Genomic DNA, 14620 nt, shown 5'->3' with positions numbered 1-14620 from the left:
GCTGATTAGTGCTCTTCTGATTCCATCACTGCAAGGTAGCCATCGGCATCCAACAGGTCGCTCAATTGAGCCACATCATCCAGTTTCACCTTGTACAACCAGCCATTGCCAAAGGCATCCTGATTGATTGTTTCGGGAGCATCGGCCAACGCTTCATTGGTCGCAACCACTTCACCGGTTACCGGGCTATAGACGTCAGAAGCGGCTTTCACTGACTCGACCACCGCACACTCATTGCCGGCATCGACACTGGCGCCCACTTCAGGGAGTTCAACAAATACCAGATCACCCAGCAGCTCCTGGGCATGCTCAGTGATACCCACAGTGACGGTGCCATCGCCCTCATCCCTGATCCATTCATGGCTCTTGGTATATTTCAAATCACTCGGTACATTACTCATCAATATTCCCCTCAAGACGCTGAATCAGCGTTGTTTGAATTTAGCTGTTAATTCTCAATGCAGGAGTTACCCTTCCGTGCAAATGGCGGCTTGACCACTCTTGCAGGTATCCGCTTGCCTCGGATCTCAACATCGCAACTCGCTCCGATATCCGCCCGCACCCGCGCCAAGGCTATCGACTTTTCCAGTGTAGGAGAAAACCCGCCAGAGGTAATTTCACCAATCTCATCGTCGCCGGAAAAAAGTTTCTGGTGGTTCCGCAGCACGCCCCGGCCGGTCAAAACCAACCCGACAAAACGACGGTTGTCAGGATTACCTCTTTTTGGCTCAATTGCCGAACGGCCGATAAAGTCACGGTCTGCCGGTTCCCAGGCGATAGTCCAGTTAAGCCCCGCCTCCAGTGGCGAAATCGATTCATCCATATCAGAGCCGTACAGATTCATCCCCGCTTCCAGTCGCAGGGTATCCCGTGCACCCAGCCCGCAGGGTGCAACACCGGCCTCTGCCAGCGCCTTCCAGAAGGCCACTGCCTCGGCTTCAGGCAGTACCACCTCAAAGCCATCTTCACCCGTATAACCGGTACGACCCACAAACCACTCTCCACCCTCAGCGGCATGGAACGGTTTCAGCTGAGCTGCGTCATCACGTAGAGTTTGGGGCAATAGCGGCAGCACCTTTTCACTAGCCTCAGGCCCCTGAACGGCAATCACCGCGAGATCAAAGCGAGGATTCGCCACCACATCGAATGTCGGTGACTGACGTCTCAGCCAAGCTAGGTCTTTTTCCGTTGTGCCGGCATTGACCACCATACGGAACCATTCGTCGTTCATGTAATAGACGATCAGGTCATCGATAACCCCGCCCTCTTCCGTCAGCATGGAGCTATAAAGCGCCTTGCCGGAATCTTTCAGGCGGGCCACGTCATTAGCCAGCAGATAGCGTAAGAAGTCGCGAACACGGGGACCGGTAAGATCGACCACGGTCATGTGGCAAACATCGAACATCCCGGCATCGCGACGGACTGCGTGATGCTCCTTCATCTGGGAGCCGTAGTGCAGTGGCATATCCCAGCCGCCAAATGGAACGATACGTGCGCCCATTTCGTTATGAACATCAAAAAGAACAGTTCTGTTTCTCATCAGGATCTCTCTCCAATAAACAAAAAGGCGGCGCAAGAGTCCATCCCTTGCGCCGCCCCTCTGTCCAAAACCTGAGAGTTTGAAGCCAGTAAAACCAGCCCCAGCCCCGTCGGTGGGCCTTACGGCCACTCTCCAGAGTCAATCCAGGAAATTGAATCCCCCTCCCCCGCGGTCTTTCTGCCTGAGCGATTCCAGACGGTTTGCGCCTTCGGCGCCGGCGTTGAGCCGGCCTCTCCCACAGGGATTTGGATTGAATGGCTGAATATACAGCTAGCTGGCCCGGTTGCCAACACAAGGTTTCAGTGGCCGCAACCCTTACGACCCGGTTACATCAGCCTCCTAGAACTTTTTCATCGTCAGGGAGGGAAGTTCACCCACCAGCCCCATGGCACGCCTTATCATCAGATGTTTTACCGGGCCGGATGCGTCCGCCAGATTCAGACCGAGGTTACGCAACAGGGTCAACGGGGGATTTTCATTGCTGAACAGGCGCTTGAAAAAATCCATGGCCCCCAGCATACCGATGGTGGCACCTCTGCGTGCCCGCTCATAACGGCGCAGTGTGGCCATGGAGCCAATGGCGTGTCCTGCTGCCCGCGCCGCCACCAGCACATCCACCAGAGTCGCTGCATCCATTAAACCAAGATTCACTCCCTGACCAGCCAGGGGATGAATGCCGTGTGCCGCATCACCGATCAGCGCCAGACCCGGCAACACATAGTGGTCGGCATTTCTCAGGCGCAGGGGAAAAGCACCACGGGGACCTACCCGGGTAATCCGGCCGAGCATATACTCTCCAGCCGCAGCCAACTCCTGGCAAAAATGGTCATCATCCAGGGCCATGAGCCGGTCCGCTTCAGCGGGCGAAGTGGACCAGACGATGGAGCAACGTCCATCATCTATCGGCAGGAAGGCCAGAGGGCCGTCGGCCATGAAGCGTTGCCGGGCCACATCACCGTGATGCTGTTCAGGCCAGGCAGTAGCCACGATGGCGTGTTGATCATAGGCCCAACCACTGGAGGTGATACCGGCCATTTCACGCACCGGAGAGGTAGCGCCTTCAGCGCCAATCAGCAGGTCAAACCGGAGCTGTTTCCCACTTTTTAATTCCAGATAATGAGGCTTATCCCCCAACGTTATCTGCTCAATTGAATCGGGACAGATACGGGTCACCCCATCTATTTCATCCAGCCGTTCCCAGAGAGCGAGTTGGGTAACCCGGTTTTCAACGATATGCCCCAGGTCCGGCTCACCGATGGACGCGGCATCAAAATGGATACTTCCCTGACCACCGGCATCCCTGACTCTCATCTCCTGGTAGGGGCTGACCCGCATTCGTTTCATGTGTTCCCATACGCCCAGGTTCTCAAGAATATGCTGTGAAGCCCGGGTCAGGGCAGAGACCCTCAGGTCTACCTCATCCACCGGCCAGTCTTTTTTTGGTTCGTTAAGCTCAATAACAGCAACCCGAAAGCCCTGTTCAGCCAGCGCACAGCCAAGCGCACAACCCACCATACCGCCACCGGCGATAGCCAGATCACAGGTGATGATCTCCGTTTCAGATTCAGACAAGAGAGCGCCCCCTTGAGAGTTTTGGCAGTCGGCCGTTCAGCCCCATAAACTGGCGCGTCAGGAACCGCTTCGGCCCCGGCATCAGATCCAGCGCCAACATTGAGAGATTGCGGATCATTCTGACAGGCAATAGTGGATTGGTAAAAATCCGCACCAGACTGTCCGTCATCAGAGCCACCGCCTCCTGGTCGTGCTTACGCCAATCGGCATAGCGCTCCAATACCGGTAATGATCCTATATCCTGCCCGCGCTTAGCGGCATCGACCAACACGTCGGCAAGTACGGCAACATCCCGGATACCCAGATTAAAACCCTGCCCGGTAATCGGATGGACAGCATGAGCTGCATTACCAATGAGGGCGACACGCTGGCGTATATGTTCAGAAGCACGAACCAGCTTCAGCGGATAACAGGAGCGCTTTCCCGCCTTTTGAAACTGCCCGAGGCGATAACCGAAACGCCCCTGCACTCGTTCCAGGAACGCCGCTTCATCCAACCCCATCACCGCATCCAGATCAGCATCGTCCAGGGTCCAGACCAAGCCATAGCGCCCACCAGTCAATGGCAGCAACGCCATAGGTCCCGCATCGGTGAAACGCTCAAAAGCGACACCTTCCGGTTCGATACCAGGGGTGAGATTACTGATCACGGCAGTCTGACCATATCCCCACTCCTTGATGCTGATATCAAGCTGCTCGCGCACCAGTGAGTTAACGCCATCTGCCGCAACCAATAACTTGCCCTGCAGTATCTGCTCGCCCTCTTCCAGAGAGATCCGCACCTCGACACCGTCGGCAGAGAGATCAAAAGAGTTCAGCGAAGCAGGGCAGAAAAGCATCAGGTTCGACAGTTGACCCAACCCCTTTAAAAGCACCTGCCCAAGCGCATGGCCGGTGGCCACATAACCCAATGCGGCAACACCCTGCTCTTGGTGATCCAGGCGGGTAAAGCCAAAGCGCCCACGATCAGAGATATGAATATGGCGTATGGGTTCGGCGTCCGGCTCCAGTTCAGGCCATACCCCAATGCCTTCGAGGATAAGGAGTGTTCCGTATGCAAGGGCAATAGCACGATCGTCATAACTCGGCTGCCGGGTGGAATAGAGAGAAGCCGCTTCGATTATCGCAATGCGCAGATTGGTGGCCGCCAAGGCGCGGGCCAGGCTCGCACCTACCATACCTCCGCCGATAATTATGACATCAAAATTGGTTTTCATAGCTCTCGCCAGATATCCAGCTGACAAATACAAAGCGTCCCTTTTCTATCATCCTGCCATCAAGGCCTCGATCTCCTCTACTTTTTTTGGCGCATCCTTGGAGAGGATATCGTGACCATCTTTTGTTACCACCAGATCATCTTCAATCCTGATACCAATGTCCCACCACTTCTTGGCAACGCCTTTGGTACCGGCTGGAATATAGAGACCGGGCTCGATGGTCAATGCCATACCCGGTTCCAGCAGCCTCCATTGGCCATCTATTTTATAGTCGCCCACATCATGAACATCCATACCCAGCCAATGGCCGGTACGGTGCTTATAAAATTGTTTATAATGTTCATTTCTTATCAGCGTCGATGCACGCCCCTTCAGAATGCCGAGTTCAGCCAAACCTTTGGTAATCACTTTCACCGCCGCATCGTGGGGATCATTCCAGTGACTTCCCGGCTGTACCTTCTCAATGGCGGCCTGCTGAGCTTTCAGCACCAATTCATAAAGAGCCTTCTGGGCAGGAGTAAATTTGCCATTCACCGGGAAAGTGCGCGTGATATCCGATGCATAACACGTATACTCGCAACCGGCATCGATGAGTAGCAGGTCGCCATCCTTCAACTCATCACTGTTTTCGATATAGTGCAATATACAAGCATTTGATCCGCCACCGACAATGGGAGGATAGGCTTGATCACGGGCACCTGCCCGGGCGCATTCGTGGACAATCTCAGCCTCGACCTGCCACTCTTTCACACCCGGACGGCAAAATTTCATGGCTCGTTTATGTGCTTTTGACGAAATCTTTGCAGCCGTGCGCATGGCCTTAATTTCGGACCGGCTCTTGTAGAGCCTCATGTCGTGAAGATAGTGGTCCAGAGCGATAAATTCCAGAGGTCCCTGAACCTCCATTCTGGGTTTGGTGCGAATATCCTTAATCCACTCCGACATCCGTTTATCCAGTTCAGGATTACAGCCCATGGCATAATAGACCCGTTCACACTGCTCAAGCATGCGCGGCAATATGTCATCCAGATCCCCAATGGGGAAGGAGTCATCGGCAGCATAGGTTTCGCGGGCGCCATCCTGGCCCGCCCGGGCTCCATTCCACACCTCTTTTTCCGGATTCCGTTCTCTGCAAAAAAGAACATATGCTGCGTGACTGCGCCCGGGAATAAGCACAGCGACCGCGTCAGGCTCAGGGAATCCCGTCATATAGTGGAAATCACTGTCTGGTCGATAGGGATAATCCACATCCCGGTTTCTCCGTGCCACGGGTCCAGAGGGGAGAATCGCAATACTGCCTGACCCCATCATACGCATCAGCTGATGGCGGCGGCGTTTATACTCAGCAACAGTCATGAGCGCTCCGTTGGACCATTGACAAGATCGCTATGCACTAGCGTGGCGGCAACCCACAGAAATTCTGTTATCTCTATCAACGCATCGTCCTCTTCGTCATTCTCTCCGAAAGCAGCGACATCTAGGCGGCTGATTTCGGAAAAATCGCCCAATGCTTCCCGGGTCGCCGCGGATAATTGCGCCTCAGGATCGATGCCACTCAGGCCGACACCAAACAAAAACCCCTGGCACCAATCGCTCACGGCCTCTCCCCGTTGTTGTACCGGCGTTTCATCATCCGGCAGAAAAACGGTAAACCCCAGACCGGGCCCATTAATGGCAGAAGAGGTTTCACGATACATCTGATCCAATGTATTACGACACTCCGTCAGCAGGAGGTCCCCATCATCCTGGCCTGATAACAGCTCTCCAGACCAACACACATGGGCATCTTCGCGCCCTGAGCAGAGTAGCCCACAGAGCATGCCATGCACCTCTGCACCGCTGAGCTCAACATCTGCCGAGGCCAGTTGCCGCGCCACAAGCTCGTAATTCAAGGGAATATCAGACATCATTCATATATCCAAAGAGGGTCTCAACGAATCATAATAACCGAGAATGGGATTAGATACGTGATAGATACCGTTGACCCGTTGGGCTTAGCCCCCTATATTGAGCACTATGAGAGTGGAAGATCAAAATACTGGAACAGAGCTGGACCTCCGGCGCCTCGAAGTTCGCGTGGATGAGCTCATCCGCAACCTAACCCGGATAACAGAAGAGAACAGGAATCTCCGGGGAAAACAGGATGATCTTATTGCCGAAAGAGCTAAACTGATTGAAAAAACCGAGCTGGCAAAAAGCCGTGTTGAGGCAATGATCACCCGGCTTAAATCCATGGAAACACACCCGTGACTCAGGACAGCATCCCCGTCACCGTACATATTCTGGAAAAGGAGTACCGTGTAGTCTGCCCCAGAGAGGAAGAGCAGAGCCTGCTCTCTTCTGCGCAATTTCTCGATGAAAAAATGCGGGAAATCCGATCAGGCAGGAAAATCATCGGTACTGACCGTATTGCCGTGATGGCCGCGCTGAACATAGCCCACGCGCTGCTGGAGCACAAAAACAGCAAAGGAGACTCTTCGAAAACGGTCAGCCTGCGCTTGCGCAACATGCAAGATAAGATTGAAGTTGCGCTGCATCAAGAGAATCAGCTGGAATTTTGAGTCAATTGGCGCTAGCCTAGTGCAGACACTCCCTGCGGCGTTCGTAAGTTAGCCGGGTGTTTTCTTGAGCCTAATTGATATCTAGGGGGCATAACGGGTGCGCTGTGTGCGTGTCCGCCTTGAGCGGGAGACCTAAGGTGCCCCGGTTGCTCCCGACCTTGAACCTACTGGTTCAAGAACGATGGCAGACTACGGCACAGGTGGGGAGTGTCTATTTACATCCAATACCATGCAGACCCCAGCTGAAATACGCAAGCAAAAACGTCTCCTGCGCCGCCAACTCACGGACTATGAAAAAAAAAGCCACAGCGAAGCCGTCGCCAAGCATTTTATCTGTTCATCCCTGTTCCTACGCTGCAAACGGATTGCTCTCTATCTGGCAACTGATGGAGAACTGAACCCCGAGCCGCTGCTTCAACGTGCCAGAACAAACGGTAAAATAATCTATCTGCCGGTACTTCGTCCAGGCACTTCAAACTCTCTACTATTCTCAGAATTTCACCCGAGAGAGCGGCTGATTAAAAACAGGTTCGGTATACCTGAACCTGATATCAGAAAGCACAAACCCACTCCTGTATGGGGATTGGATATAGTGCTGTTACCTCTAGTCGCCTTTGACAACAGCGGCAGCCGTCAGGGTATGGGCGGCAGCTACTATGACCGCACACTCTCTTACCTCAAACAACGAAACCATTGGCGTAAGCCAACACTCATAGGGCTTGCTCATGAGTGTCAAAGAGTATCTTGCCTGGAAAGAAGGCAATGGGATATACCACTGCATGGCATCATCACAGAGGATGGACTGCAAAGATTTTCCTCCAACATTACCTAGTCGACCCTGAAATATTCATTCCAGGCACTTAATAATACTGTTGTTTCTGTTTTGCAAACAGGAACAACAGTATGGACATGATATTTTTCAGCACAAAAATAACCTCCCTCATCCATTTTCTGAAGTTGAAGGCAGCCGCCGCCATAAGCAAGTTAATCTGATCCCCGGCAAAGCCTTTAAGAAAGTTCCTTTTTAGCCTATGGTCACTCTTTAAGTGACCACAGGCTCAATGCCAGCTCGTCTTCTGAAACGTTTTCTGGCTAATGCCATGGCTTCTCCTGAGGTATTCTTCCTGGCAGGCTTTGGCGTTACTATCTGGGTGTCATTAACCTTTGATTTGCTCCGATAACCTCGATCAGCAATACCCACTTTGGGTACTCGATTGATGAGACGTTTCACCTGTGCCAAGACCTCAGGTACGGTGTGACCATCAAATACATTCTTCTCAAAAGCCAGGGCACCAATCACAATGCCCGCGTCCCTTGTGGTGGTGATTGATGCCTTGGTGCCAAACTCATAACGCTGCTGGGCCTTGCCTTTGCTCATACAGTAAATATGAGGTTCATGTAGGCTGTACAACTTATTTTTATCAGCACGCTTCTGATTCAGCATGCGCTGGTACAGGGCGAACTTTTCTGCATAGAATTTCTGTTGTTCTCCGGTCATCTTACGCTGTATTTCACGCAGTAATCGGCCGCTGATGGTCTTTAATCGCTTGACGGCCTTACGTGCCTTTTTACGATTCCTCGGATGTGTGGCAAATCGGGTGGGGAGCTTGAGAATTTTTACTTCCTTCTCATGGCTTCGACTGAGCACGATACCTTCTGCTCGGGCCATCTTGAGTAACTGCCCGTGTATCTTTCGGTACTGCTTTGCATCAGTTGGAAAGGTAATGTTTTTCTCTTGTACGGTAGTGTCGATACACATTTCATCTTCGATCGCCTTTTCTTGATGTAAGGCGATAGAGGCAGCCAGGACCTTTTCAAAACCTTCGTTGCCAATACGCTTTCTGAAGTAAGTCAGGTCGGAGGGGTCACAAGGAAGTTGCCATTGGAATTCGATCTCACCCGTAAAACTCTGGTAGTAGGGATTTTGTATCCAGCGTTGAATCAGAACCTCGTCACTGAGGTCTTCCAGATGCTTGAGTATCGAGAGACCCACCATTAGGCGGATGGGTTTTGAGGGCTTTCCACGATGAGAATAAAGCGGGGCAAATTCAGCATCAAAATATGACCAGTCTATCTGTCTGGCCAGTAGCAAAAGTGGATGCTTGGGGTTCAGCTGATCCAGTAAGTTCTGGTGCAGGAAACTTTGCTGGTTGGGATTGGCTGTCTTGGGTTTGCTCAATTATCCACCTCTATTTCGTCCAGTTTTTCTCTGCTTTTACCCCTTTCATGGACGTTTATTTTATCAAATTTAGATGCTTATTTTATATAAATTATTGCGTTATGAATATTTCAGGGTCGACTATTCAGTGCTGGTTTCCAATTGTGAACCGGCATGGTCCATTTTTTTGATGCTTGCTGCACCGCCAGGTACACCACTTTCATTGACGAGTCGTCGGTCGGAAATAGCTTCCGTTTTTTAATTGCCTTGCGAACCACGCCGTTCATTGACTCGATGGCCATTCAATCACTTGTTCAATAACAGCGTCAGTCACTTTGGAAATCAAGGTGGCGGAGACATCAGCACCGTACATTTCTTTAACGGTCGTGACGATTTCTCGTGTTGTCATGCCCTGGGCATACAAGAAAATAATCCTGTCGTCCATGGAAGTAAATCGACGCTGGTGTTTTTTAACGAGCTTGGGCTCGAAACTCCCAGCTCTGTCGCGTGGTGTATCGAGCTCGAACTGGCCAGATTCCGTTCGGATAGTCTTACTGGCATAGCCGTTGCGGTTATTGTCAGCTTCGGACTGCTCGTGCCTTTCAAAGCCAAGATGATCATCTAACTTAGCATTCAGTGCCGCTTCGGTCGTAATCTTGGTTAGCATCTGCTGAAAGTCTTTGTGGTCGTCTTCCGTCTTGATATTTTTAGCGGCCGCATGAGCGATCGCCTGTAGTTCTTTCTTGTTCGTAGTGCTTATCCTCACCCTTGTCTGGGTTTAATGATAGGCAGTTACACAGAATTCAGGACACCCTCTTTATCCATTTTCGGGTTGATCGAGCCGCCCTCTTAGGGAGCCTGCCACAGATCTTAACGTTAATTTCATCGCCTACGCGGGCCCAGAGTAGACCTAATGCGCAATATGCATTCTTGAGCTTTCGGTTGCTCAAACTCTCCGCTTGTTCAAGCGGCCGCCAAGAGCGTATGCCCATCATAAGGGCTACCCGTCAACGTCAAACGCTATGCGCCAACGAGCCATCTGTCTTTGCATCTGTTGGAAAGGTGATGGCCTTCTCTTGAACGGAGGCTGGCCAGCACCTTCGTTGTAAATGATATCAATGTCAGCCTCAAGTTTTCCCCCGTTCATCTTCTCGGATAACCGCACCAATGGGTGTCCGAGGTTTAAGACCTGAGAAAGTTTCGAACGGAATAAATCAGCATTGTTATCCGGTTTTTGTGGTTTCATGTTTGCAAGGTTTTGATGATGAGGGGGGCTTTCTTGCAGACTATTTTCATAAATAGATTATTAGTTCATATTTATTATGTTGTTATGAATAATTCAGGGGCGACTATCCATACCCTTTCGTAGATATCTAAATGTCTGTTGCCTAGGGATTGACCTTCCCTCCATCTTAATACCAAGACTTGGATGAGATAATTCATTCTAAGCGGCCCTATTCACAAAGGCCACAGGTGAAAAATAATTTAATGCGCTATGAGGCCGCACGTGATTGTAGTGCTCTCGCCATTGATCAATTTCATGTCTAGCGTCATCAATGGACCTGAACCAATGCTGATTTAAGCATTCATTTCTGAATTTACCGTTTAAGCTTTCTACAAACGCATTCTGAGTAGGCTTACCTGGCCGAATAAAACCTAGCTTAACGCCACTTTCTTTTTGCCAGTGGAACATCGCCTTGCTAGTAAACTCAGTACCGTTGTCGCAGATTATTTGATCCGGAGCGCTCCTTAGCTCAATCACCTGAGTTAAAAAACGAGCGACCTGGTGACCATTGATCGAGAAGTCAGAGAGCTGGCCAATAACTTCTCTTGAATAATCATCAATCACATTAAATACTCGAAAGCGGCGACCATTAGCCAACTGATCACTGACAAAATCCATTGACCAGCGTATATTTTTACCAATGGGCATAATCATTGGCATTCTTGGTCGTATTATCTTCTTGCGTTTTTTAGTCCTCACTTGAAGACCTTCTTCGTTATAGACTCGGTAGGTCCGCTTCTTGTTTTTCACAAGCCCCTCTCCTCTCAGGAGGCCATGTAAAAACAAATAACCATAACTCGGATGCTTTTTTGCCAGCTCAAGTAACCGTTTGCGTAGAGGCTCATCTTTTCCCCATTGAGTAACGTACCGAAAAGCGGTTCTACTTAAGCCTACTAATTGGCAAGCTCTACGCTCACTTAATTTGAACCGCGACTTAAGGTAGCTCACGATTTATTTTCTATCAGCAGGCTTTACCACTTTTTTGAGAGCACATCCTTCATCGCCTCAGCTTCAAGCATTTTCTCGGCAAGTAACTTCTTAAGCTTGTTGTTTTCGCTTTCAAGCTCTTTGAGCCGTTTGGCTTCTGAGACATCCATCCCGGCGTACTTGCTTCGCCAGTTATAAAAGCACCCGGTTGAAATGCCGAACTGACGACAAATGTCATCAACTTTTACCCCTGACTCATGCTGCTTGATGGCACCAATAATTTGCTCTTCTCTGTAACGCTTCTTCTTCATGTTGAGATCTCCTAATATACAAACTAATTGGAAATCTCATCCTTGTCATGGCTCTATTTTGGGGGGGAAAGGTCAGGATGTCTAAAAAATTGAAGTTTTTCACTTCACCTGTCATCCAATCTTGAATATGTGTAAAAACAATCCGCGTTGTTCTCTGATTTGACCTTAATTTTGGCTATTCTGGGTCTTTCAGCCGCAACTTGCCTATGATATGGCTAATAAATGCCGCTTAGCCAGTACCCGATTAATCAAGGCACACTTGATAAACACACAATGGGTATTTTTCTCAAGCTCTCGATAGCAAACCTTGTTAAAACCAAACTGCTACTTCATTACACCGAATGCATGCTCTACTCTGGCGCGCGTTCTCGATTTGTATCGATTCGCTGATGGCTCCTGTCCAGTTAATTGTCGATTACGACAGGCTTTCTTCGGGGTAAAATCTTTGGCCTTTGGCGCATGCTTGGTCAGTTTATCTTTCTGTCCTGCATAAGCAGAATCTTCCTAGAACTTACGCCTGTTCAAGCTCTACCAGAGTACCGCAGAAATCTTTCGGGTGAAGAAACAGTACAGGCTTGTTGTGGGCACCGATTCTTGTCTTACCGAGTACTCGAGCACCAGACGCCTTCATCTGCTTTGCCGCTGTCTCTATATCCTCCACTTCGTAACAGACATGGTGAACACCCCCCCCTGGATTTTTCTCCAGAAACCGGGCAATAGGTGAATCCTCACCCAAGGGTTGCGGTAGCTCTATCTTAGTATTGGGCAGCTCAACAAATACCGTAACCACCCCATGCTCTGGCAGCTCCAGAGGAGCTGATACCTTGGCCCCCAGAATATCCCGGTAAACAGCCACGCCTGCATCGAGATCCGAAACAGCAATGGCCACATGGTTTAGTTTTCCGATCATTAGATTGGCTCCATCTAAATTGTTGGTACGTTTCAAAAAAATATCGAGCAACTCAGCAGCGGCAACAGCCGGCGGCAGACGACCCTAAAACGGCTTGTTGGAATCATCCAACACCTTGTCCCAAGGTCTGTCCCAGTCAATATCCTTGGCAGCCTCAGCCCAAAAAACCTCGGGATCACTCATCGAACGCGCATAGATCTCTTGGTAGCTCATGGTTCTCCTGCCACTGTTGGAGGTTATTATCACGACCGGAGCAGTTAACAGACCGGCCTTACATGTTAATTATTTCGCACAGATGAGCTTAAAAGGGTATGCTAAAAATTATAGAGGTTACCTACTTAATTTTTAAGAATATTTCATTTATCCACGCGTTTTATAAATTACCCTAGTCATTGCCAGTTAATTTGCAAACGATAATGAGCATTATTGTCCCGTGCGCTCGCTCATCAGGCCTGCAAGCACCTCCGCACCCTGACGGGTCAGCTCCCGGCAGAGTCGCCCATTCCAGTTACTAATACCCATCTTTTTCAACAAGGATTCGCAGATATGGCCACCGGCCAACTGCTCCAGCTTAACCTGGAAACGCGAACTCAACACCTTGATCTGCCGCTTGCGTTGGCTATCGGACGCTCCATCCGTGAGCAGGCCAATGGCCAGCGCACCCCCGGTAAAAACGCCGCAGGTGGCATTATGGTTACCCATACCACCACAAAGACCGGTTGCCATTTGCGTTACCTCCCTGGAAGTATCAGGCACATACACTTCAATGGCCGCCAGTAGAATGGCCTCGGCGCAACAATATCCCTCTTTGGAACAGCGTTCAGCTGCATCACCCATCAGAGCGACTTGATCTGCAACCTGTTTTTCACTCACGAAAATCTCCTTACATCATAGGCCCCAAAAGATACTACGACAGGGAGACGTGATGCCAATAAAAAAGCTAATATCGAATTCCAGGTTTTTCTTTACCCAGGAGCCAACATGCAACCATTGCTGCAAAATATGCCTGTTTTACTCCTCACCCTAATGACAGCCACCCCGCTGTATGCGGACAGCTCAAGCGGCAGAGGGTAGACTTCCGAACACGGTGCCCGGGGCAATAACAGGGTGCCAAAGATTAAGTCCGTTTTGGGGATGGGAACGCCCCAAAACGTATTCCCTGCCGACCTTCGCTTCGCTCTCTGTGTCGGCAGCGAAGGTCTCACTCTTGGACTAGCAAAACGTGACCGGTTGCTACGACAAAGTATTAATCGATAAAAAAATTATTATCAATAATCCTGAGGAGCTGTAATTTACTGCCCATCGTCGGGAGTTATCGGTATTTTTATTGCAATACGCAAGCCTCTCATTGAGGACAGAAAGATGGGAAATAGCAGCGAAAAGATCTACGGCATGCCCCGATTGAATGAGGTGGCTGGTGCATTTGAAGCCCCAACCACCCATGGCGTAAAAAAGCTTGAGGATTATCACGGTAAGTGGCTGGTGCTTTTCTCTCACCCGGCAGATTTCACCCCGGTGTGTACAACCGGGTTCGTCGCTTTTACACGTCACCATGAAGATTTCCAGGCGCTCAATACTGAGCTGCTCGGGTTTTCCATCGTCAGCCACTACAGCCATGTAGCCTGGGTACGCAATATCAAAGAGAAGTTCGATATGGAGGTGAAATTCCCGATCATCGCTGACCTGAGCATGGACGTAGCTCGCGCCTGCGGCATGATTCATCTGGGTGCGGCAGATACCTCGGCGGTGCGGGCTACCTTCATCATTGATCCCAATGGAGTGCTTCGTGCCATGGTTTACTACCCGATGACCAATGGTCGCTCCATTGATGAGTTTTTGCGCCTGATCACTGCCCTGCAGACCTCTAACGAGCACGCTGTTGCAACGCCTGAGAACTGGCAGCCTGGCGACAAGGTGATTGTTCCGCCACCGGCAACGGCTGAAGCACGCATAAATGAAGGGTATGAGTGCACCGAACTGGTACTTCTGCAAAAAATCGCTTTAACTCCCATTGAACAGGGAATGAGAGGGCAGGGCAATGGCCCGGCCCTCTCTCACTCCAGATGGAAACGATGTCCCCCCCCCAATACCTTGTCAGAAACCGGGTTGACTTGATCTCGATACCCCGTTATATAATTAC

Annotated in this window: 11 protein-coding genes, 1 other RNA gene, 6 pseudogenes and 2 riboswitches; of the genes and pseudogenes, 5 read left to right on the top strand and 13 right to left on the bottom strand. The window is 50.5% G+C overall.

Going from position 1 to position 14620, the window contains the following annotated elements; translation table 11 throughout:
- Window positions 1–5 precede the first annotated feature (5 nt).
- The 6 genes from gcvH to MN084_RS00420 form a co-directional block, all read right to left on the bottom strand.
- Entirely contained in the window at window positions 6–401 is a 396-nt protein-coding gene (gene gcvH, locus MN084_RS00445) for a glycine cleavage system protein GcvH (RefSeq protein WP_241085305.1), read from the bottom strand.
- Between the two features lie 47 nt (window positions 402–448).
- Complete coding sequence (gene gcvT, locus MN084_RS00440) at window positions 449–1540, bottom strand: glycine cleavage system aminomethyltransferase GcvT (protein WP_241085306.1); 1092 nt, start codon at window positions 1538–1540, stop codon at window positions 449–451.
- 50 nt (window positions 1541–1590) lie between these two features.
- Window positions 1591–1686, bottom strand: a riboswitch (glycine riboswitch).
- A gap of 13 nt (window positions 1687–1699) precedes the next feature.
- Window positions 1700–1788: riboswitch (glycine riboswitch) on the bottom strand.
- 91 nt (window positions 1789–1879) lie between these two features.
- The gene (locus tag MN084_RS00435) at window positions 1880–3112 is read right to left on the bottom strand and encodes a UbiH/UbiF/VisC/COQ6 family ubiquinone biosynthesis hydroxylase (RefSeq protein WP_241085307.1); all 1233 of its coding nucleotides are present in this window, start codon (window positions 3110–3112) and stop codon (window positions 1880–1882) included.
- Window positions 3105–4328, bottom strand: a complete 1224-nt coding sequence (gene ubiH / locus MN084_RS00430; RefSeq protein WP_241085308.1) for a 2-octaprenyl-6-methoxyphenyl hydroxylase — start codon at window positions 4326–4328, stop codon at window positions 3105–3107. Before ubiH ends, MN084_RS00435 begins: the two co-directional genes overlap by 8 nt.
- Before the next feature lie 48 nt (window positions 4329–4376).
- Window positions 4377–5684, bottom strand: coding sequence for a Xaa-Pro aminopeptidase (gene pepP, locus MN084_RS00425; RefSeq protein ID WP_241085309.1), 1308 nt, complete (start codon window positions 5682–5684; stop codon window positions 4377–4379).
- Window positions 5681–6238 carry a UPF0149 family protein gene (locus tag MN084_RS00420; protein WP_241085310.1) on the bottom strand — a complete coding sequence of 186 codons (558 nt, stop codon included), beginning with the start codon at window positions 6236–6238 and terminating at the stop codon, window positions 5681–5683. Before MN084_RS00420 ends, pepP begins: the two co-directional genes overlap by 4 nt.
- 106 nt (window positions 6239–6344) lie before the next feature.
- Here MN084_RS00420 and MN084_RS00415 point away from each other — a divergent pair, with 106 nt between their 5' ends.
- The 4 genes from MN084_RS00415 to MN084_RS00400 all read left to right on the top strand — a co-directional run bounded on the left by MN084_RS00415 (window position 6345) and on the right by MN084_RS00400 (window position 7721).
- Window positions 6345–6578 carry a TIGR02449 family protein gene (locus tag MN084_RS00415; RefSeq protein WP_241085311.1) on the top strand — a complete coding sequence of 78 codons (234 nt, stop codon included), beginning with the start codon at window positions 6345–6347 and terminating at the stop codon, window positions 6576–6578.
- Window positions 6575–6889 carry a cell division protein ZapA gene (locus tag MN084_RS00410; RefSeq protein WP_241085312.1) on the top strand — a complete coding sequence of 105 codons (315 nt, stop codon included), beginning with the start codon at window positions 6575–6577 and terminating at the stop codon, window positions 6887–6889. Before MN084_RS00415 ends, MN084_RS00410 begins: the two co-directional genes overlap by 4 nt.
- A gap of 26 nt (window positions 6890–6915) precedes the next feature.
- A non-coding RNA gene (gene ssrS, locus MN084_RS00405) (6S RNA) lies at window positions 6916–7100 on the top strand.
- A gap of 18 nt (window positions 7101–7118) precedes the next feature.
- Window positions 7119–7721, top strand: coding sequence for a 5-formyltetrahydrofolate cyclo-ligase (locus MN084_RS00400; RefSeq protein ID WP_241085313.1), 603 nt, complete (start codon window positions 7119–7121; stop codon window positions 7719–7721).
- Between the two features lie 28 nt (window positions 7722–7749).
- Here MN084_RS00400 and MN084_RS00395 read toward each other — a convergent pair.
- The 7 genes and pseudogenes from MN084_RS00395 to MN084_RS00370 form a co-directional block, all read right to left on the bottom strand.
- A pseudogene (locus MN084_RS00395) lies at window positions 7750–9068 on the bottom strand (IS5 family transposase).
- A gap of 110 nt (window positions 9069–9178) precedes the next feature.
- Window positions 9179–9346 (bottom strand): annotated as a pseudogene (locus MN084_RS19005) (transposase); the annotation flags it as partial.
- Window positions 9346–9807, bottom strand: a pseudogene (locus MN084_RS00390) (transposase); the annotation flags it as partial. The pseudogenes MN084_RS00390 and MN084_RS19005, both read right to left, overlap by 1 nt.
- A gap of 684 nt (window positions 9808–10491) precedes the next feature.
- Window positions 10492–11570: pseudogene (locus MN084_RS00385) on the bottom strand (IS3 family transposase).
- Window positions 11571–12081: 511 nt separating this feature from the next.
- Entirely contained in the window at window positions 12082–12480 is a 399-nt protein-coding gene (mce, locus tag MN084_RS00380; RefSeq protein WP_241085316.1) for a methylmalonyl-CoA epimerase, read from the bottom strand.
- An 87-nt stretch (window positions 12481–12567) separates the two neighbouring features.
- Window positions 12568–12693 (bottom strand): annotated as a pseudogene (locus tag MN084_RS00375) (acetyl-coenzyme A synthetase N-terminal domain-containing protein); the annotation flags it as partial.
- A gap of 210 nt (window positions 12694–12903) precedes the next feature.
- Window positions 12904–13353, bottom strand: coding sequence for a C-GCAxxG-C-C family (seleno)protein (locus tag MN084_RS00370; protein ID WP_241085317.1), 450 nt, complete (start codon window positions 13351–13353; stop codon window positions 12904–12906).
- A 489-nt stretch (window positions 13354–13842) separates the two neighbouring features.
- On the opposite strand from MN084_RS00370, the pseudogene MN084_RS00365 reads away from it, so the two are divergent.
- Window positions 13843–14485: pseudogene (locus MN084_RS00365) on the top strand (peroxiredoxin).
- Window positions 14486–14620: the final 135 nt, after the last annotated feature.

It is taken from the genome of Candidatus Vondammii sp. HM_W22, from assembly GCF_022530855.2.
In the GTDB taxonomy this organism is placed as follows: domain Bacteria; phylum Pseudomonadota; class Gammaproteobacteria; order Chromatiales; family Chromatiaceae; genus Vondammii.
The sequence above is the reverse complement of the archived record's forward strand: the minus strand, read 5'-3'. Positions and strand labels throughout refer to the sequence as shown.